A 17,173-nucleotide genomic window follows, 5' to 3' on the forward strand; every position below is an offset into this window, starting at 1 on the left:
TAAAGAAGGTGAGCGTATTCTGATCATCACCAACTTTACGCCCGTACCACACGAGCGCTTTCGTTTAGGCGTTCCAAATGCAGGTCAATACGAACTGCTACTGAATACAGACGACAGCAAATACGGCGGCAGCGATTTTAAAGTGCTGACCAGTGTGAAAACGGAAAAAGTTGAAAGTGAATCACTGCCTCAATCACTTGAGCTTCGTTTGCCTCCACTTTCAACCGTGTTCTACAAGCTGCACAAATAATTTAGTCTAATCAAATTCTAAGCCCGTTTTACATTGTAAATCGGGCTTTTTTTGACCAAGTTTTCACTAACGATAAACAGACTGCATACTCTATACTTGCATCATATTGTTTTGTTAAATCAGGCTAGGTCGGACTTTGAGAAAGATTAAATCCCTTCTGTTCAATATCTTATTGGTGCTTTTGCTTTTACCAGTGATGCTCGTTGGCATAGTGAAATACATCGATCCACCAATTTGGGGATGGAAGATCAGCCGCATGATTTCTCCTCCTGAAGGATTTCCTGAAGAGAGTCAAAATGAATGGGTGCCTTTGAGTGATATTTCTAAACACATTCAACTGGCCGTGATTGCGACAGAAGATCAAAAGTTCCCGACCCATTACGGAGTGGATTTTGATTCCTTGTTTAAAGTGATCTCAGAGTCTGGCGAGAACGGTCCCTCTCGCGGTGCGAGCACGATTACTCAGCAAACTGCAAAGAACGTGTTTCTGTTTCCTTCACACTCTTATGTGCGCAAAGCGTATGAGCTTTATTTTGCTCTGCTGATGGAAGCAATGTGGAGTAAAAAACGCATTCTTGAAGTGTATTTGAATGTGGTGGAGTTTGGTCCAGGTATTTATGGCGCGGAAGCCGCTGCGCAAAACTACTTTGGTATTCCTGCTAAACAACTTTCAACACGCCAAGCAGCAAGGCTTGCGGTGGTGCTGCCAAATCCGTATCGCATCAAAGTTTACCCTCAGACTTCTTACACCATCAGCCGCGTCAATTGGGCGATGAGACAAATGCGTAACCTTGGTAGCATTCAGCTTTAAACTCCTTTTTACCCTGCTCATAAGTAGAACTACGCCCCCATAAAAGCAAAATGTGAAGCGTCACAAGCTTTAGGGCGTAGCCTTTCAGAATGATGTGCTCAGTTTTTCATCCATTTACTATTAGTGTGAATAAAACTACAACACGAATACTGCGCCTATGCGCAACCAATGGACTGAACGATGAAACTGAATCTGATTACGACTACCTTATTGCTTGCATCGGCAAGTGCCATCGCCGAGCCAAACATCACCATTGCTACCACGACCAACAGCCGTGACTTTCCGTTAAGTGCAGAGCAGCCTTTGGTTGTGCCCTTAACCAAAGACGGATACACGCTCAAAATCACGGGTATTGAAGGCGACTGTGTCGCGCCTGATGGTCAGAAGGTCAAATTCAACAAACCTATCGCGCTGAACTGTGGAAAGCCAACAGAACTGCCTTTAAAAATCCGTTTTACTGGCGATTACTCTTTTGCTTTTGATGCGGAAGCCAAAACTCTACGCTTCAAGCGAGAGCCTAAGAAAGCTGCCAAGACAGAATTTAAACGCCCAATCCCACAAGTGCAATGTGAGGTTTACCAAGGCGGCGAAGTCACCATCGCGCTGGGTGACAGTTTCCCCGATGGCACCAAGTTGCGTGATGCCTATTCTGGTCAGATGGTCGAAGTAAAAGATCAGCAAGTATCGCTGACACCAAGCAAAGATTCAGGCGGTTTGGTGCTACTAGAGCCAGTGAAGAGAACCAAAGAAGCAGTGCCGTTTGATTACCGCAATGCCAACATTTACTTCGTGATGGTCGACCGTTTCAATAATGCTGATACGAGCAATGACAACAGCTATGGTCGCAAGAAAGACGGTAAAGAAGAGATTGGTACCTTTCACGGTGGTGACCTAAAAGGTGTGATCGAAAAGCTAGATTACATAAAGAGCCTAGGTACCGATGCGATTTGGTTGTCGCCAATCGTTGAGCAAGTACACGGCTTTGTGGGTGGCGGCGATAGCGGCTCATTCCCATTCTACGCTTACCACGGTTACTGGACGCGTGACTTTACCAAGATTGATGAGAACTTCGGTAACGAAGCTGATCTTAAAAAGCTGGTGGAAGAGGCACATAAACGTGGCCTTAAAGTCTTGATGGACGCAGTAATCAACCACACTGGTTACTCAACGTTAGCCGATTTGCAATTTGACGGTATTGAGGTGTTAAAACCAAACGCTGACCTACCTAAGAAATGGGGGGATTGGAAACCAAAAGCGGGCGAAAACTGGCATAGCTACCACCAGAATATTGATTACCAGAGTCCAAACTGGGCGAAATGGTGGGGCGGTGACTGGGTAAGAACAGGTCTACCGGGATACCCAGTTCCGGGCAGCAGTGATATCACCATGTCATTGGCGGGTTTGCCAGACTTTATCACTGAATCAGACAAAGCCGTGAAGCCAGCTCAATGGCTATTGGATAACCCTGGCACTCGCGTTGAGGAGCGTGATAATTACACCGTCTCGGACTACCTAATTGAGTGGCAAACTGATTGGGTGAAACGCTTTGGTATTGATGGTTACCGTGTCGACACGGTGAAGCACGTTGAAGGCGATGTGTGGAAACGCTTGAAAGAAGAGGCATCAAGCAGCCTTGAGCAGTGGCGTAAAGAGAACGGTAAGTCAGGTCAGCCATTCTGGATGATGGGTGAAGTATGGGGACATACCGCATATCGCAGCCCTTACTTCGACGACGGCTTTGATGCGTTGATTAACTTCGATATGCAGAAGAAGTTAGACAAAGGCGCGGCGTGTTTCAGCCAAATGGCAGACACTTACCAAAGCTATGCGGACACTATCGCCAATGAGAAAGACTTTAACCCTGTGAGCTACATGTCTTCTCACGATACCGAGCTGTTCTTCTCTCGCTTCAAAGATTACGGTATGCAGCGTAACGCCGCGAATGCACTGCTTTTGAGTCCTGGTGCTGTTCAGGTTTATTATGGTGATGAAGTTGGTCGTAACATTGGTCCTTACGCGGACGATTTCCACCAAGGCACTCGTTCTGACATGGTATGGAAGCTATCTGATGAGAAGCAAGCGCTGCTCAAACACTGGCAAACTCTTGGTCAGTTCCGTAAAGCGCACCCAGCGATTGGTGCGGGTCAGCATCAAGTAATTGAACAAGAAGGCGCGTACGTGTTCTCTCGCTCGCTTGGCAATGACAAAGTCGTTGTGGCGTTTGTGGGTCGCGACAAGTAGTTAGAACTTCGTTTTAAGCCTAGATAGAAAAAGCCCTTCCTTGAGTTATCAGGGAAGGGCTTTGTTGTATTAGTTCGCCAGTTCTTGGTCGATGACTTTTTCTAGCTCGTCAAACGGCACATAGCCAGGAATGACTTGATCATTAATGATCAACGCGGGCGTGCCGCGTAAACCAAGTTGCGTGAAATACTGATAGTTTTTATCAAGCAACGCCTTGGTCTCTTTGTCGTCGACAAGCTGTGCTTCTGTCCCCGTTTTTTTCGCTATTTGATTTAAGGAACGTGCGTCATGTGCGCCCGGTTTTTTCACCAATAACTCATGCACTTGTTCGTACTTATCTCGCTGGTTTTGCCAAACATTTAATGCGTAACTTGCCGAGTTGTAGCCGTTTTTCTCGTATTGTTCTTTAAAAGAGACATTGAGGTTAAGCACTTTTACCTGCGGATATTCCTTACCAACTTTGACCAGCTCTCCTTCTAAACGTTTACAAAAAGGGCAGCTATAGTCTGTTACGTTAATAATGGTTAACTCAGGGTTTTCAGCACCAAAAGAGGAATGTTTGCCATCACTTAGATATTGACGAACCTCCTTCAAGGTGTCGCCAAATGACTGTTGATACGCAATGTACTCTTGAAGGTTTTGGTGCAATGAATCAAGAATTTGAGGGTTTTCTTTTAGTATCTGAGTAACTTCCTCTAGCTTTTGTTCTGCGGTCTTTTCTGATGCGAAAGATACGGCAGGTACGATAGCCATCGTTAACGCCAAAAGTGTACGAGTGAATGTCATAATATTTCCTAAAACTTTTAAATTTCGTTGTTTGTTATGTGAAGTGAATAAAATATGTACAAAAGTCAGGCCGAAAGGTCTCTCGCCTTGCTGGCTTTATTCTCTAAACACGCAAAGTTTTAGGTGAACCCGATACTTTTCCGGTATCGGTTCTGTGTATTCCAGATAGCGAATTGCTGTGGTTGTCATCGGCAGCGCCACAACCAAAGCAAACAGAAAAAATGGAATAAGAATATGATCAAACTGATGTTGGTACGCTTGAACCAGCTTTTCTGAAAGGTCGCAAGATGGTGATAAATTCACACTCTCATCTTGCTGACTCTGTATTTGGTGAGCCTTCGGGCAGCTTTTCGAGAAACCAGAATTTTGGCTTAAGCATATCATCACCACCCAAAGCACGAGGGCGAGTGTCCATTTGGCTATTTTATATTGTGAGCGTAACAATGGGTCGTATAGTCCTGTTAATTCTGGTTTATACCGTTTACATATGACCGGGCCATCCTAACCTAAATTTCGTGGCTGAATGTTACTTTCGAGTTAATCGATATTGCCTCAATGCCAAAGTATGAAGTACGTCATGAATGTTGTAGAAAGCAATATTCGTCAGAATCATTTGTTGAGTTGATGAAGAAGTCGTGAGCTATCGACATAGATTAATATACCTAATTGTTAGCACAAATTTTTATTATCTTTCAATTGTGATTGGAATCATAAAACAAAACTTCATAACTGAGTCGCGATAATGTTCGGCAGGCGGATTGATTTTGATCATCTCTCTAGCACATTATTCAGGTGAACATATGTGTTAAGTTCCACATGTGTAGGTAATGTTATGAAAATTCCTGTTCAAACTGAGCGTAAAGTTACACTGGGGTGCTACGTTGCTCTGGCGTTTGCGGTTGTGTTCTTTTCTGGCCTGATGCAATCTAGCGAATGGTACGGTGTATTCGATTTTACAACGCTCAATGGCTCTTTCGGCAAGGTGGCGTATGGTGTCACCGAAACGGCTGACGGTGTGCAAGTTGCAACAACGTCGCTTCGCGGTACTGGTGGTAGCGGTGCTCGCGACGGTTTCATTTTCGCACTTACTTTGATTCCAACTGTTATGTTCGCCTTAGGTATGATCAACGTACTTGAGCACTACGGTGCACTTGAAGCAGCTCGTAAGCTTCTTACTCCTCTTCTGCGTCCTCTAATGGGCATCCCTGGTAACTCTGGTCTGGCTTTAATTGCTTCTCTACAAAGTACCGATGCAGGTGCGGCAATGACGCGTCAGCTAAAAGATGAAGGTCACCTAACTAAGCGTGAAACGGACGTATTTACCATGTTCCAGTTCACTGCAGGTGCAACCATCGTGAACTTCTTCTCATCGGGTGCTGTGCTGTTCACACTGACGATAGCTGACGGCTCTCTAGCAGTAACGTCTTCTATTGGTTTAGCAGTTGTGGTGATGTTCGCATTTAAGATCATCGGCGCGAACCTGTTCCGTATCTACCTGAACATGACGGAAGGTAAAGAAGACAAGCAAGACCCAAACAAATCAGAGAACCTAAAAGAGGAGACGGCATAATGGGTGACGTTAAAGCGAAAAAACCAATGGTGACGGATATCTTCGTCGAGGGTGCTAAGAAAGGCTGGGTAATTGCGACTACCTCTACGGTGCCTAACGTATTGATGGCGTTCGTTATCATCAAAGCGCTTCAAATCACTGGCGCGTTGGATCTGATGGGCACGGTGTTTTCTCCAATCATGGCAGTGTTTGGTCTTCCGGGTGAAGCAGCAGCGGTATTGATCGGGGCTTGGATGTCGATGGGCGGCGCGGTTGGCGTAGTGATTACACTGTTTGACCAAGGTATCCTGAACGGCACGCACATTGCGATTCTTGCGCCTGCTATCTACCTAATGGGCTCTCAAGTTCAGTACATGGGTCGTATCATGGGTCCAATTGGTACTGAAGGTCGTTACATCCCAGTTATGATTGCAATCTCAGTATTGAACGCATTTGGCGCAATGCTAGTGATGAATCTGTTTGTCTAGGAGTGAGTCATGCAATTCTCTCTAAATGAATATCTAGAAGAGCTACGTCCGCTAATCAATGTGGATTGTGGCACTTACACTACTGATGGTATCGAGTTCATCGCTTCTCAATTTGAAGAGAAGTACCAAGCGATGTCAGGTTGGAGCGTAAAACGCATCGACTGTGGCAGAGCCGGTGTTGGTCTTGAAGTTCGAAATAAGCCGGAAGCTGAGCAAATCGATGTGATGCTAATTGGTCACATGGATACGGTGTTCCCTGTGGGTACCGCTGAGCTTCGTCCAATGTTTCAAGATGCAGAGAAAGCGTACGGTCCAGGTGTGTCTGACATGAAATCTGGTTTGCTGAACATCGTGTACGCGATGCGTAATCTAGACCAAGCTGTGTTGGATAAGTTATCTATCGCTATCTGCATGAACCCAGATGAAGAGACAGGCTCTCTGGATTCTGTGGATTGGATTCAATCAGTTGCGAAAAACGCTAAGAATGTACTGGTTGCAGAAGCAGCACGTGCAGACGGTGGTTTAGTGAAAGCGCGTAAAGGCATGGCTCGCTACAAAATGACCTTTAATGGCGTTGCTGCTCACGCAGGTAACGAGCCAGAAAACGGTCGCAGCGCAATCACTGAGATGGCAAATTGGATTCTGGCTGTCAATGCAATGACCAACTTTGAATCTGGTACTACGCTGAACGTCGGCATTGTTTCTGGCGGCAACGGTGCGAACATCGTCCCTGAGCACGCGGAAGCGATCGTGGATGTGCGTTTCTGGAGCAACGAAGAATACGATGATGTCGATAGCAAGCTAAATGGCATGCTGGAAACACCATTCGTTGATGGCGTGAGAATTGAGTTGGTTCGTGAAGCTTATAAGCCTTCTATGGTGCCAAGCCCACAAACAGAAAGCCTGATGATGCTAGTTGAAGAAGCCGCAAGTGAACTGGCGATCGACATCAACTGGAAAGAAGTAGGTGGTGGCTCTGATGCAAACAACACGGCGATTCTTGGTGTTCCAACTTTGGATGGTCTAGGACCTATCGGTGCGGGCTTCCACAGCGATCAAGAGTACTTGTTGCTTGAGTCTATTGAACCACGTATCAAAATGTTGATACGTGTACTGGAGAAGATTGTTCAATAAGGCATTCTGCTTCTAAAGCTTGGCTCCCAAAGCTTTTGGTTTCAAAACTTTTGTTTTCCAAGACTTTTTGTTTCCAAGGCAATAATCCCCGGACTTCGGTTTGGGGATTTTTCTATCTGTGTTTCACTTTACTATCATTTCTTGCTATTAATCTTGCGTTCAGGTTCGATTTATTAATATGTTGGACATAGTCATAAATTTCGGAGGCAACGATGACCACAACAATGTCTGTAAAATCGGCGCCGAAAGACGCCAAAGATCAAACGATGCAAGCGCCAGATGAGAAAACATTCTGGCGAAAAATGAAAGGGTCGGTTAAGAAAGCGGGTGAAGAAATTGCCGTAATGGGCATAAAATCATGGCTCGCGATGGCAGATTCCAACACCTCTGTTCGCCACAAGGCTATTTTAGGTGGCGCGCTGGCTTACTTCGTCCTACCAACAGATATGGTGCCAGACGTACTAGCTGGCGTCGGTTTTACCGATGATATGGCGGCACTGACTCTGGCGGCGAACTCGGTCGGCAATGCCATCACCGACGAGCATGAAGAACAAGCGAGAGAAAAGCTGAATTCGATGGTGGATTAGAAAGAGCATTTCTAGACGCGGAGAAAACAAAAGCCCCGATGTTTCCATCGGGGTTTTCTTTTAGACAGGACTATATAATTTCAGGATGGTAATCGTAGAACGATTTAGGCGTCAGCGCGTTTCAGGTGCACTTCTTCTTCGGCTACGCCTGCCATTGGGTCGTTGAAGCGAGCTTCATCCAATGCACCTTCTGATTTCGCAACGATGACGGTTACAGCACTGTCACCAGTGATATTTACCGCGGTACGAATCATATCAAGAAGACGGTCAACACCCATGATGAGCGCGATACCTTCAAGCGGTAGACCAACTTGGTTCAATACCATAGCAAGCATGACAAGACCCACACCAGGAACACCTGCGGTACCGATAGACGCCAGAGTTGCCGTCATGATAACCATTAGGTAATCGCCCATAGTTAAATCAATATTGAAAGCTTGAGCAATAAACGCAGTTGCTACGCCCTGCATGATCGCCGTACCGTCCATGTTCACGGTTGCACCAAGTGGTACTGTGAACGATGATACACGGTTCTCAACACCCATGCGGTGCTTTGCTGTTTCCATTGTCACTGGAATCGTCGCGTTCGATGATGCTGTAGAAAAAGCAAACATGATCGCGTCTTCCATCTTACGTAGGAACGTAATTGGGTTTAGACCTGTGAAACCTTTTAACATTAAGCTGTAAGTAACTAGACCGTGTAGGACAAGCGTACCAGCCAGTACTAAGAAGTACTCTGCCAGATTGACGATCGCGCCCAGACCAAGACCAGTAAATAGCTTCGCCATTAAGAAGAACACCCCATAAGGCGCCAAGTTCATCAAAATCGCGACCAGTTTCATGATCACTTCATTCAGATCAGAGAAGAATGCTGCGATGCGTTCGCCTGGTTTACCCGCTGCACTGATCGCGATACCGAATAGCACGGCGAACACGATAACTTGCAGAGTTTTACCTTCTGCCATTGCGCTGATTGGGTTGGTCGGGAACATATCGATGATCACCTGACCTAAAGATGGCGCTTCGGCTGATTTGAATGAACTTGCTGCCGTTAGATCTGCCCCTGCCCCTGGCTGGAATAGAGTACCCATAGTTAGAGCAAGCGTAATCGCGATAGCCGTTGTCGTAACGTAGAAAGCGAGGGTTTTACCGCCCATGCGACCCAGTGTAGAGAGGTCTTTGAGAGAGCTAGTACCACAAACTAACGAAACAAATACTAGCGGTACAACAAGCATTTTTAAGCTGGCAACGAAGATCTGTCCACCAACTTCGAATAATCCATTAACAATGTATGCGTCGACAAATCCGTTGTCGGCAAAAAGTGTGCGAATTGCAAATCCTGTCAAGATACCCGCTACCATACCCAAAATTACGCGGCTGGTGAGCGACATCGGTTTCTTGGTATTCATGAGAACACTCCTTATAGTTATGCACCTTGAGTTCACTTCAAAGCGGCGAGCAGATTAGCAGCGGAGTGAGAAAATACGAAAGAATAATCCTCTAAATGGTTAATAGATGTGAACTTTATCACTAATAAAAATGGGATTTTAACCAAATATTAACGAATTGGCCGGATGAAAAGTTTGTATTTTAACACTTTTATCGAATATACAACCGATAACAAAGAGGATTTACAATAAATTTTAATAAGAGATAGAGTGCATACTCTCTTGGAGTGGATGCATTTCTGCATAACTATTTAAGTTATATTCAGGCTAGCGGTCGCTTCTTTAGGGATAATTTAGTATTGAGTGTTCATCAGAGCCAACGAACCCTTTATGCTTTCATATTTGTCAACTCAATGATGGTTGGCAAGTGTAGTTAGTTGGAGGTGATCCCAGCTCCAATAACTTTGACTGGTATTTTTAATCCCTCCAACCCAATAGCATTGTTTCGCTCGTATTAAGCCTTCCAAACACTGCTTGCCAGCCTCAGTGATACGGACGCTTTGTTCCCACCAGTGCCTTTCACGTGGCTCAATCGTGATCAAAGGTGTTTGACACTGTGCTAGAGGGAGGAGTAACGCGTAAAACATCACGTCTCCTAGGTAAGGAAGAGGTTCTAGTTGTTGATATTGCTCAAACCAATCTTTGATGGGAATTGAACGATTTTGCGAGCTCAAGACCTTTAGTGCGAGGTGTTGTGTCAAGCTCAATCCAGTTTGTGAATTAGGTAACTCTTGCAAATGGCGTTTAAGCACGTTGAATATATTGGGCAAGCAATCCAGGTTATGCTGCTGAATCAAATTAACTATGGAAATAGGTGTCGGTGATGTAATAGCGTGCCAACACCGTTTAGCCTGACTGAATAATTTTGCTGTCACAGGTTTACGGTATCGCCAACAAGAACGAATAGCTTCTTCAGGCAACTGCCCAAAGCCGATGAATCGTTCAGTGCCCGGGAACTGGTTCAACTCAATGATCTCTATCACTTTATTCTCTACATTCTCTAACTGTGTTAGAGCACGAATTAGCATCAATTGATCATAACTGTCATGTTCGACCCAAAAGACGATTCGTTCAAATACATCACTTTGCAACAGATCGAGGTTTGATTGTTCCAATGTGACTATATCTTGAACCGAGTCTTCACGCTTCATCACCGGCAGCAGAGTCTCTACGACATATTGGGCACGAATGGCAAGGAAGTTCTGCGGTGTTGCTGGTATGGGGCCAATACAAAGCGGATCGATCAGGGCTAAAAATGTCCCTTCAAATCCACTGGTTTTAAGCTGTTGTTGTATATCGTGACCGCAACGAACGTGTAGCGTTTTTACTTTCGCATCTAGGGGCGGTTTTTGTTGTTTGATGGCTAGTTTGTGCGCTTCTAGCTCTTCGACATGAGCTTTTAGTTTACTCCAACTGGATAAGCCAAGTTCTCTTGCGAGTGCATGTTGAACGTCAGCCAATTGAATTGTATTGGGAGCCAAAGATTCTGGTTTGGAGTGAAATCGCTTAACTAACTCCAACATGGCGTCATCGTATAGGCGGATAGCTTTGAGCCTTTTTTTAGCAATGGATTTTTGCTGATTGATATTGATCGAGAAGCTATTTGTAGAGTTCATATTTCACCTTTCTTATTTCTTCCACACTCGCCTATATAGAAGCAAAAAAGAAGGTAAAAACAGATTGTGCCTGCTAAACCAAGCAGGTGAGGATATTGCCGTGAACCGAGTTCTTTCCGCGAGTGTTGGGTGCTTTAGGCATGAGCAGAGTGATAGTAGGTGGTCGCTATCCTTCGTGCAACCTTTTGTGAGAGTGTAGCGTCACAAAATGGCCGTTTCTCTATATTTAGGGAGAATCAATAGCCGATAACACTAGCGATTCAACTCAATACCACTGTTGCTAGACTCGAGTTTCTACACTTTTGAGTAAAGTACGATAAAGCGCTTGAGTCGCAGGACCACTTTTGGCTCCTTTGGGCAAAGTGAGGTGCAGCGCAACTTGATATTGATGGGAGTGTTCGATCTCCAATACGTTAATTTTATCGCTCTTGCGGGTTGCGACTAAGTGCGCTGGTAGCCGACAAAATCCAGCGCCTTGCTCTACGGCGTGAAAAGCGTGGTCGAAGTTATCGACGGTAATACGCTGACGTGCGCGTAACCAACCCACATCTCTTTTCGTTTTGTCTGAATCACCTAAGTCACGGATGACAATTTGGCTGGTGGTCGCAAAATCGTCGATGGAAACATGCGGCTTTTTAGCGAGTGGATGGTGTGCTGCGATTACAGGCAGCATGGTTGTTACGCCAAATGCTTCGGCAGGGTAGTTGGTTATCGGTAAGTTGATGATTGCGATGTCAGCGAGCTCATTTACGACCATTTCGGTTGTTTTGCTCAGTGACGTTTCAACCACTTGAACGGAGGTCGTGTTGTTGTCCTCCAAAAATTGACTGAGTGGTGCATAAAGCCAACAAGGGTCACAAAGATGATCTATTGCGACCGTGATTTGAGATTCCACCCCACTTTTTAACTGCTCGCTGATGACTTCTAGTTCCCGCGCTTGTTCAAGCATGGATTGTGCACGACGCAGTATGGTTTTGCCGTGCTCTGTCAAACCCGCTTTGCGCCCTCGTACTTCGATAAGTTGAATACCAAGTTGGTCTTCTAACTTCCTCACCGAGTAGATCAATGTGGTATGGCTCTTGTTGAGCAGTAAAGCTGCGGATTGAATGCTGCCTTCTTGATTAATCGCTTGTAGCGTTTGCCATTGTTCTAAGGTCGTTTTTAGTCTCATGAGTCAATTTTTTAGACAGTTAATGGCGAAATTATGAACTTTTCTGTCAGTTTTATAAAGGTAATAATCTTGTCATCGAAAACGAGTCAATAAGAAGAGGAGACTCAAGATGGCGAAATTATTGCAAGTTGATTTTGAATTTCATGGTCCGTTTGGTGACGAGATGTCGAATGCTCTGGTCGAGTTAGCTAAGTCGATTAACCAAGAGCCGGGCATGATTTGGAAAATCTGGACGGAAAGCGAAAAAGACAAACTCGGTGGTGGTATCTATCTTTTTGAAGATGAAGCCACGGCGCAAGCTTATCTCGAAATGCATGCCGCACGCTTACGAAAAATGGGCGTAGTCGAAGTACGAGGTCAAATTTTCGATATCAATGTGCCGTTAACGACGCTCAATCAAGGGCCTATTAGAGGATAAGGAGATGATGACCAACCGCACTTTTCTAACCGTTCATGGTGTCGTATATACGGTATTCGCTTTTGCGTTGTTTTTTGTACCAACCATAATGTGGCCGATGTATGGAGTACAAATTAACGACCAGTACGCGCTGTTTTTATCGCAGCATACTTCGATCTTTTTAGGTGGAATCGCAGCGGTGAGTTTGATGTTACGTAATGTGGAATCAGGGCATACTGCGAAACAGCTGTTTAAAGCATTATTGATTACTAATGGCTTAGGGGCAGTGATTACTACCTATGCCGGCATTATCGGAGTATTTGTCGGTTTTGGTTGGAGTGACCCAATATTCTTTGTCTTGCTTAGTTTGATTACGTACAAGCAATTAAGAGTGCAATAGAAAAAGCCCTGCTGTTTCTAGCAGGGCTTTGTCATATTTGGTTTAATTAGCGATCTAAATTCAAGTTATGATTCGCTTTTGTACGCGTAGTTATAGTAGCCGTATCCATAGCCGTATGAGTTAGATGCTTTTTTCTCAACTGCATTGAGAATCACACCTTTAACTTCAACGCCTGATTGCTCGAAGCGACCTTGCGCGACTTCAATCTCCTTCAAAGTCGTTTGATCAAAACGAGCGACCATCAGAGTTGTTCCTGCAAGCGCGCCAACAATGCTTGGGTCGGTAACTGCGAGTACAGGCGGCGTATCGATGATGACTAGATCGTATTGTGCAGACATCTCGTCAACAAAGCTCTTGAAGCGAGGGTGCATAAGAAGTTCTGACGGATTTGGTGGTACTTGGCCGCGAGTCACAACATCTAAATTATCAATGGATGTAGATTTAATGATGTTGCTAAGGGATGTCTTACCGCTCAAGTAATCAGAAAGACCGTTGTCCCAACGTAGACCGAAGCATTGCTGCAAATAACCTTTACGCATATCCGCATCAATAAGCAGCACTTTCTGACCGGTTTTCGCAGCGACGGCCGCAAAGTTGGTCGATACAAATGTTTTGCCGATAGATGGTGCAGGACCTGAAATCATAAGAACGTTATTCTTCGCTTCCATCATTGCAAAGTGCAAGCTAGTGCGAAGACTACGTAGAGCCTCAATGGAAAGATCGGCTGGGTTAGCTTCCGCTAGAAGGACTAGCTCATTGTTGCTGCCTTTGTTGCGCTTAAGCTTGTTTGCAAATTCCAGTTGTTGAATAGATTTTGGAACGCTTGCGTAAACTGGCATGCCAATCTGTTCAATTTGATCTGGTGTTTCCACACCACGGTGGAATGCTGCACGAATTAATACGAAAGCAACGCCTGCCATACCGCCAAGCAGTGTTGCTAGCACAACGATAAGCGCTTTTTTCGGCTTAATTGGCTTAGAGAAAGATTGAGCGTTATCTAAGATTCGAACGTTGCCAACTGTTCCGGCTTTAATAATGTTGAGCTCTTGAACCTTGTTCAATAGTTGGATGTAGATTTGTTGGTTTACTTCTACATCGCGTGTCATACGTAGAACTTCACGCTGTGTTTTCGGTAACTTTTGAACTTGTTTATTAAGACGTTCTTTCTCTTTTAGTAGTGTTTCACGTTTATCAAGTAGCGACTTATAAGCTGGGTGATCCTGTGTGAAGCGTTGGCTGATCTCACTTTCTTTGAATGTAAGCTCATTTAGCTGTGCTTCTAACTCAACCATTACTTTCAGCGTTGACTGAGCTTCAAGGCCTAAATCGATAGATTCATTTTCTTGACGGAATCGATTTAAAACGTCTTCAGAAGCGGTCAGTTTTGTTTTGATGTCTGGGAGGTGACCTTTCAAGAACTCGAGGCTTTGCTCTGCCTCTGCAGAATTTCTTTGAACGTTTTGTAAGAAGTAGTTTTGGCTAATGTCGTTCAAGATATCTTGAATCTTAGCGCGGTCTTCACCAGAGAAGCTTAAAGATATAATCCCGGTTTGCTTACCACGTTCGCTAATCGATAAGTTTTCTTGAAGTTTATTAATTGCATCTAATTTACTGATTTTGCTGACCGTGAATGAGTCACCAGTTTGAGCCACAAGTTCAGTCGCCAAAAATTGGTATCCATTCTTCTCAAGCAGTTCACCAACTTTACCTTCTAAAATGACGTTATTGTCATCTTCTAAGAGCCTGAACGTCTGTTTTTCAGAATCAATAACTTCAAGAGTTAAAGGAACGCCAACTGCGTAAGAAGGAGCATTAAATCGTGAAACGCTCAGACTGATTTGCTCACCTTGTAGTCGAGCTAGGCCTTTACCAATAATTGGCATGTAGTTTGGAGAAACGACAGTCGTTAAGTTGAACTTATCAACAGTACCGCCCAAGATCATACGAGATTTGATGATCTCTATTTCTGTTGTCGCTGATGATTCTGCTGAAAACAGCTCTCCCATATCACCAACCATCGCTGAAATACCACCTGAACTCTTACTTTCGATTTGGATAAGAGCGTCAGCTTTATAGATAGGTGTTGATAGAATGGCAACGCCGACGCCTATAATTGAAAATAGGACTACGGTACATAGAATGAGCCATTTGGCATCGAGAATGATCCCAAATAACTTTCCCAAATCGATCTCATCGTCGGCTTGACGTGATTGCTTAATAGTTTGTGTTGTCATTACTTTAACTTCTTAAATACCTTGCCATTGGCGTTTATTTAGCCTTGCGGCTTATAGTTTTTGAGACCACGCTTTTGCTGCTTTTTCTATAAGCGTATATGCATGTTCGAAAGCTTCTCTACTTTGTCTGTATGGATCAGGGATGTTTTGTTCATTTATCCACTGTCCAAACAGCATCGTTTTACCTCGTGCCTCAGGAGCGATTTTGGTTAAGGCTTCTAAATGACCTTTTTCCATAACCAATATCAGATCGTATTGAGCGCAAAGCTCAGGTGTTAATTGTCGTGCTTCGTGTCCATCTAAGCTTACGCTATGTTCGTTCGCGATAGTGGTTGCCATCTCGTCAGCAGCTTTTCCCGTTAGATGGCTCTTATCTACTGCGATTCCTGCTGATGCGACATGTTTGTTTGGTAGTAAAGACTGCAAAAGCCGCTCTCCTGTTGGAGAGCGGCAAATATTACCGACACAGACGACAAGAATATTAGAAAACAAATGCTTACCCTACTTTAAATTGTATGCTTATGATCTCAACTGAATTGCTGGCTTCTTTATATTGCGCAATTGAGCTGAGTAGCTATCGATTACGTGCCGCAAGAGATAAGTTTCTTGCGGCACGTTGTTTTACGGCCAAGTGCGTACTCGTAGTACACCTTCAGTTAGTTCATTAAAGCCGGAAATGGTTGGAACGAGCTGAGCAATCACACGATTCCAACGACTAACAGGTGCAGCCGTCACATAGACTATGTCGTAAGGGTTGAGATCAAACTCAGTACCAATCACCAAAGCAGAAGCGTCAGAAACATCTAGCTGATAAATGTCCGCCATTTTAGCTTCTTCTTTTGAACGTCTGATGACAAACACACCGGTAGCATCTGCGGAGATTTCACTGATACCACCAACGCTGCTAAGAGCCTCAGTAAGGCTCATGCCGCTACGATCAATTTTGAGTAATTTCGGATCGTTAACCTCGCCCATAACAAATACTTTTTGCGCATCGTTTCGAGGAATATGAACAATATCACCAGGCTTTAGAAGGCGGTTTTGAGTTAAATCGCCTTGTTGCATCAGAGCATACAAAGAGACGTTTTCAACAACGCCATTGCGTGTCAGTGTCGCATTACGCCAATCAGCCTCGGCAGCCAGTCCGCCAGCTCTATTCACAGCATCTAGAAGTGTAAGGGGGATGTTTGTAATTGGTTGTTGTCCTGGCTTGTTAACTTCGCCAGTTACATAAGTCTTTTTAGAGCGAAATGCCGCAACGCTTACATCGACCTGTGGGCTCTCAATGTATTTTGCAAGGCGGCTTGCAATGTCTGCACGAATCTGACGTACGTTTTTGCCTTCAACATGTACGACACCTATGTAAGGGTAGAAGATCGTGCCATCCGAATGCACCCAGTTACCCGCTTCGGCTGAGCTTCGGTATGAGCCCGCTGGGATCGTTAGCTCTGGGTGATCCCAAATAGTGATATTTAGGATATCGCCAGGTCCTACTTCGTATTCATATTTTGCGATTTCAATATCTAACTCTGGGTTTGGTTTTGAAAAAGGGTCCACTGAATTTAAAGACGTTACGCGCTCCAAAGTTAAGGGATAAACGGTAACCTGAGACTCTATATCACTCGATTCAGTGCTCATGACTGTTTTGTCACTGACCGAAAGGTGGCTACCAGGCAAAGTACACCCTGTAAGAAGGATAGGAAGTACTGATATCCCCAAAAATTTATTAAATGTGTTCATTGGTTTATAACTACCGAAAGAAAGTTTGCCGACTGAAATTGATTCATTCTAATTGAACTGCATTTCATCAATATTGATGATTTACTGCAGTTTTAAGCCTTTAGAAAGCGAGTCCATTCAGAATTATTTGTGTAATAAACACTCCAAATGGCTGCTAGCGACTTAGAGCTCTTAGTTTCATTAATGAAGGTGTGAAAATCCGACCCACAAAAAATAGTCAACTATTATCCATCTGGTTGCAATAAAGGCAACAAGTTACTTGAAAAAATACTGACGAATACATGACAAAATTGTGTCTATTTAACGTTAATGAGATGAATG

Annotated in this window: 17 protein-coding genes; 9 read left to right on the forward strand and 8 right to left on the reverse strand. The window is 44.4% G+C overall.

What is annotated here, in order from left to right; genetic code table 11:
- The 3 genes from R7H07_RS21270 to R7H07_RS21280 all read left to right on the forward strand — a co-directional run.
- Positions 1 to 250 (forward strand): alpha amylase C-terminal domain-containing protein (locus tag R7H07_RS21270; protein ID WP_318128778.1); only part of this gene is annotated, 250 nt, incomplete at its 5' end.
- A 136-nt stretch (positions 251 to 386) separates the two neighbouring features.
- Positions 387 to 1,061: a monofunctional biosynthetic peptidoglycan transglycosylase gene (gene mtgA / locus R7H07_RS21275; protein WP_025768637.1), complete on the forward strand. Its 675-nt coding sequence runs from the start codon at positions 387 to 389 to the stop codon at positions 1,059 to 1,061.
- 180 nt (positions 1,062 to 1,241) lie between these two features.
- Positions 1,242 to 3,302, forward strand: coding sequence for an alpha-amylase (locus R7H07_RS21280; RefSeq protein ID WP_318128779.1), 2,061 nt, complete (start codon positions 1,242 to 1,244; stop codon positions 3,300 to 3,302).
- Between the two features lie 69 nt (positions 3,303 to 3,371).
- Here R7H07_RS21280 and R7H07_RS21285 read toward each other — a convergent pair whose 3' ends face one another.
- Both R7H07_RS21285 and R7H07_RS21290 read right to left on the reverse strand, forming a co-directional pair.
- The gene (locus R7H07_RS21285; RefSeq protein ID WP_005374842.1) at positions 3,372 to 4,088 is read right to left on the reverse strand and encodes a DsbA family protein; all 717 of its coding nucleotides are present in this window, start codon (positions 4,086 to 4,088) and stop codon (positions 3,372 to 3,374) included.
- Between the two features lie 96 nt (positions 4,089 to 4,184).
- On the reverse strand, positions 4,185 to 4,472 hold the full coding sequence (locus R7H07_RS21290) for a hypothetical protein (RefSeq protein ID WP_081107505.1): 288 nt from the start codon (positions 4,470 to 4,472) through the stop codon (positions 4,185 to 4,187).
- A gap of 448 nt (positions 4,473 to 4,920) precedes the next feature.
- On the opposite strand from R7H07_RS21290, the gene R7H07_RS21295 reads away from it, so the two are divergent.
- The 4 genes from R7H07_RS21295 to R7H07_RS21310 all read left to right on the forward strand — a co-directional run bounded on the left by R7H07_RS21295 (position 4,921) and on the right by R7H07_RS21310 (position 7,846).
- On the forward strand, positions 4,921 to 5,658 hold the full coding sequence (locus R7H07_RS21295) for a nucleoside recognition domain-containing protein (RefSeq protein ID WP_064376878.1): 738 nt from the start codon (positions 4,921 to 4,923) through the stop codon (positions 5,656 to 5,658).
- Positions 5,658 to 6,125 carry a YjiG family protein gene (locus R7H07_RS21300; RefSeq protein WP_005374849.1) on the forward strand — a complete coding sequence of 156 codons (468 nt, stop codon included), beginning with the start codon at positions 5,658 to 5,660 and terminating at the stop codon, positions 6,123 to 6,125. The genes R7H07_RS21295 and R7H07_RS21300 overlap by 1 nt, the downstream gene beginning before the upstream one ends.
- 9 nt (positions 6,126 to 6,134) lie before the next feature.
- Positions 6,135 to 7,259, forward strand: a complete 1,125-nt coding sequence (locus R7H07_RS21305) for a M20 family metallopeptidase (protein ID WP_206959490.1) — start codon at positions 6,135 to 6,137, stop codon at positions 7,257 to 7,259.
- A 212-nt stretch (positions 7,260 to 7,471) separates the two neighbouring features.
- The gene (locus R7H07_RS21310; RefSeq protein WP_047102406.1) at positions 7,472 to 7,846 is read left to right on the forward strand and encodes a YkvA family protein; all 375 of its coding nucleotides are present in this window, start codon (positions 7,472 to 7,474) and stop codon (positions 7,844 to 7,846) included.
- Positions 7,847 to 7,950: 104 nt separating this feature from the next.
- Here the strand turns inward: R7H07_RS21310 and R7H07_RS21315 are convergent, their stop codons facing one another.
- The 3 genes from R7H07_RS21315 to R7H07_RS21325 all read right to left on the reverse strand — a co-directional run bounded on the left by R7H07_RS21315 (position 7,951) and on the right by R7H07_RS21325 (position 12,081).
- Entirely contained in the window at positions 7,951 to 9,255 is a 1,305-nt protein-coding gene (locus R7H07_RS21315; RefSeq protein ID WP_017820133.1) for a dicarboxylate/amino acid:cation symporter, read from the reverse strand.
- 389 nt (positions 9,256 to 9,644) lie between these two features.
- Positions 9,645 to 10,910 carry a DUF1835 domain-containing protein gene (locus tag R7H07_RS21320; RefSeq protein ID WP_206959489.1) on the reverse strand — a complete coding sequence of 422 codons (1,266 nt, stop codon included), beginning with the start codon at positions 10,908 to 10,910 and terminating at the stop codon, positions 9,645 to 9,647.
- Positions 10,911 to 11,190: 280 nt separating this feature from the next.
- Positions 11,191 to 12,081, reverse strand: coding sequence for a LysR family transcriptional regulator (locus R7H07_RS21325; protein WP_042521726.1), 891 nt, complete (start codon positions 12,079 to 12,081; stop codon positions 11,191 to 11,193).
- A 109-nt stretch (positions 12,082 to 12,190) separates the two neighbouring features.
- Here R7H07_RS21325 and R7H07_RS21330 point away from each other — a divergent pair, with 109 nt between their 5' ends.
- Positions 12,191 to 12,499, forward strand: coding sequence for a monooxygenase (locus tag R7H07_RS21330; protein WP_206959488.1), 309 nt, complete (start codon positions 12,191 to 12,193; stop codon positions 12,497 to 12,499).
- 7 nt (positions 12,500 to 12,506) lie between these two features.
- Complete coding sequence (locus tag R7H07_RS21335) at positions 12,507 to 12,878, forward strand: hypothetical protein (RefSeq protein WP_017634450.1); 372 nt, start codon at positions 12,507 to 12,509, stop codon at positions 12,876 to 12,878.
- 65 nt (positions 12,879 to 12,943) lie between these two features.
- Here R7H07_RS21335 and R7H07_RS21340 read toward each other — a convergent pair whose 3' ends face one another.
- From R7H07_RS21340 to R7H07_RS21350, 3 genes are all read right to left on the reverse strand, one after another.
- A complete protein-coding gene (locus tag R7H07_RS21340; protein WP_005374875.1) occupies positions 12,944 to 15,112 on the reverse strand; it encodes a polysaccharide biosynthesis tyrosine autokinase in 2,169 nt (722 codons plus the stop codon).
- Positions 15,113 to 15,163: 51 nt separating this feature from the next.
- Positions 15,164 to 15,604 carry a phosphotyrosine protein phosphatase gene (locus R7H07_RS21345; protein ID WP_031780905.1) on the reverse strand — a complete coding sequence of 147 codons (441 nt, stop codon included), beginning with the start codon at positions 15,602 to 15,604 and terminating at the stop codon, positions 15,164 to 15,166.
- A gap of 129 nt (positions 15,605 to 15,733) precedes the next feature.
- Positions 15,734 to 16,852 (reverse strand): polysaccharide export protein, encoded by a 1,119-nt coding sequence (locus R7H07_RS21350; RefSeq protein WP_017820139.1) that lies wholly within the window; start codon positions 16,850 to 16,852, stop codon positions 15,734 to 15,736.
- Between the last annotated feature and the right edge of the window lie 321 nt (positions 16,853 to 17,173).

Origin of the sequence: Vibrio sp. Vb1127 (genome assembly GCF_033338735.1) — a bacterium.
Taxonomy (GTDB): domain Bacteria; phylum Pseudomonadota; class Gammaproteobacteria; order Enterobacterales; family Vibrionaceae; genus Vibrio; species Vibrio alginolyticus.

What these genes read in the sequence shown, in the direction of transcription:
- R7H07_RS21285 (WP_005374842.1), bottom strand. Translation starts at nt 4,088, where the DNA reads ATGACATTCACTCGTACACTTTTGGCGTTAACGATGGCTATCGTACCT.
- R7H07_RS21305 (WP_206959490.1), top strand. Translation starts at nt 6,135, where the DNA reads ATGCAATTCTCTCTAAATGAATATCTAGAAGAGCTACGTCCGCTAATC.
- R7H07_RS21310 (WP_047102406.1), top strand. Translation starts at nt 7,472, where the DNA reads ATGACCACAACAATGTCTGTAAAATCGGCGCCGAAAGACGCCAAAGAT.
- R7H07_RS21290 (WP_081107505.1), bottom strand. Translation starts at nt 4,472, where the DNA reads ATGATATGCTTAAGCCAAAATTCTGGTTTCTCGAAAAGCTGCCCGAAG.
- R7H07_RS21300 (WP_005374849.1), top strand. Translation starts at nt 5,658, where the DNA reads ATGGGTGACGTTAAAGCGAAAAAACCAATGGTGACGGATATCTTCGTC.
- R7H07_RS21340 (WP_005374875.1), bottom strand. Translation starts at nt 15,112, where the DNA reads ATGACAACACAAACTATTAAGCAATCACGTCAAGCCGACGATGAGATC.
- R7H07_RS21330 (WP_206959488.1), top strand. Translation starts at nt 12,191, where the DNA reads ATGGCGAAATTATTGCAAGTTGATTTTGAATTTCATGGTCCGTTTGGT.
- R7H07_RS21335 (WP_017634450.1), top strand. Translation starts at nt 12,507, where the DNA reads ATGACCAACCGCACTTTTCTAACCGTTCATGGTGTCGTATATACGGTA.
- R7H07_RS21350 (WP_017820139.1), bottom strand. Translation starts at nt 16,852, where the DNA reads ATGAACACATTTAATAAATTTTTGGGGATATCAGTACTTCCTATCCTT.
- R7H07_RS21295 (WP_064376878.1), top strand. Translation starts at nt 4,921, where the DNA reads ATGAAAATTCCTGTTCAAACTGAGCGTAAAGTTACACTGGGGTGCTAC.
- R7H07_RS21280 (WP_318128779.1), top strand. Translation starts at nt 1,242, where the DNA reads ATGAAACTGAATCTGATTACGACTACCTTATTGCTTGCATCGGCAAGT.
- R7H07_RS21315 (WP_017820133.1), bottom strand. Translation starts at nt 9,255, where the DNA reads ATGAATACCAAGAAACCGATGTCGCTCACCAGCCGCGTAATTTTGGGT.
- R7H07_RS21325 (WP_042521726.1), bottom strand. Translation starts at nt 12,081, where the DNA reads ATGAGACTAAAAACGACCTTAGAACAATGGCAAACGCTACAAGCGATT.
- R7H07_RS21320 (WP_206959489.1), bottom strand. Translation starts at nt 10,910, where the DNA reads ATGAACTCTACAAATAGCTTCTCGATCAATATCAATCAGCAAAAATCC.